This window comes from Massilia sp. TSP1-1-2 (assembly GCF_049896185.1).
In the GTDB taxonomy this organism is placed as follows: domain Bacteria; phylum Pseudomonadota; class Gammaproteobacteria; order Burkholderiales; family Burkholderiaceae_D; genus Telluria_A.
The window spans coordinates 1-1430 of sequence record NZ_JAFCTU010000092.1; the positions used below are offsets into that span (position 1 = coordinate 1).

Here is a 1430-nt window from a genome sequence, read left to right on the forward strand (position 1 = left end):
CCGCTTCCACCGACGCCAGTTGGTCCTTGTCGCCCAGCAAAATCAAGGTGGCGCCCTCGGCATCGAAGCGTTTGCCGTGGGCAACGCCGACGTTGCACAGATCACCGTCAAGCAAACGCAGCAGTTCCGCAGCAATCAGTTGGCGCTGGTCGATTGGGATTCCATCTTTTTTGAACTGGAAGCATTCAAGCGCGTGCGCGGTTTCGAAAACCTGCTGATCCAGCGGGAGGACTTGTCAAAACTTTTCGCAGACGGCAATGGTGGCTGGTATACCTTGTATGCCCCTAACTCTGTCATGCAGCCGCGCACATGGGCAGAGGTGCGGCAGTGGCAAACCATTGTTAGCACGCTACTGAAACGGCTGATAGAGGCATTCTGCAACTACCACGTCGATGCCTTTTTTGAACGCCGACTGGAATACCGCGAACTGACTGCGGACGATGAAAATCTGCCGCAGCCAGGAGAACACTGGCAAGTCATGGTCGATTCCAATGAGGCGGCGTTGGTTGCCGATCTCAAACAGCTTGCAGCCGATGTTGAAGCGCTAGCGCTGACCATTAAAAAGGCGGGCAGTGCCGGAGCCCTGTATGAGGAGCCGACGACTTCCGGCAATCCCCCAAGGGCTTTGCTGGGTGGAATTCACCTGTTTTCACCGCTATTGCACATGCCCGACGGCACAGCGGCGACATCCAGAATCAAGGTGATGCCGGTCGCGTTGAAGAATAGTGAATTCAACTTCGTCAAGGACTTGCACAAATACCTTGCAGCAAGCGGTGATGCACATGCTGGCAAAGAGTTCTTTTTGCTGCGCAACAAGGCGCGCGGCGGCGGTATCGGGTTTTTTGAGGCGGGCGGCTTTTACCCCGACTTCATCCTGTGGGTTCTCGATGGTGCCAAGCAGTACATCGTGTTCATTGAACCTCACGGTTTGATACACGAAGGTCCAATGAGTCCCAAGGTGCAGTTCTTCAAGACGATCAAGGACATTGAGCAGCGACTCGGTGACCGGACAGTGAAACTTTACAGTTTTATCCTATCGCCTACGCGAATGGGGGACCTCCAAAAGTGGGGTATTTCAACTCTTGACGATTTCAGGGCGATCAACGTTATGCTGAAGAATGACGATACCGAGTATGTGAGGCATATGCTTGAAGCTCTTAAGTAAATGTTCACTTTGCCAACCAGAGAAAGGGCGACGTTGCGCTGGATATCGTTCGCCTTGCCCTGGCGACTGTAATGAGTTCAGCCGTATAAGTTACTTCGCAGACGGCGCCTCATCTATTCCCTGCCGCTACACTCTCGCCACGACGAACCGCCGAAAGGAAGAGTCGCTATTCGGGAACTGAGGTACACGACGTGGTTCGGTTAACCTGACCGCTGATGCCGGCAACGTGAGTACTGACTCTGGGGGCGGCCGGAAATCGGTAACG

Annotated in this window: 1 protein-coding gene; it reads left to right on the forward strand. The window is 54.1% G+C overall.

The window, feature by feature from the left end:
• Positions 1-1165, forward strand: a 1165-nt coding sequence (locus ACP7BV_RS26955; protein ID WP_426107971.1) for a hypothetical protein, incomplete at its 5' end; no start/stop codon positions are given.
• Positions 1166-1430: the final 265 nt, after the last annotated feature.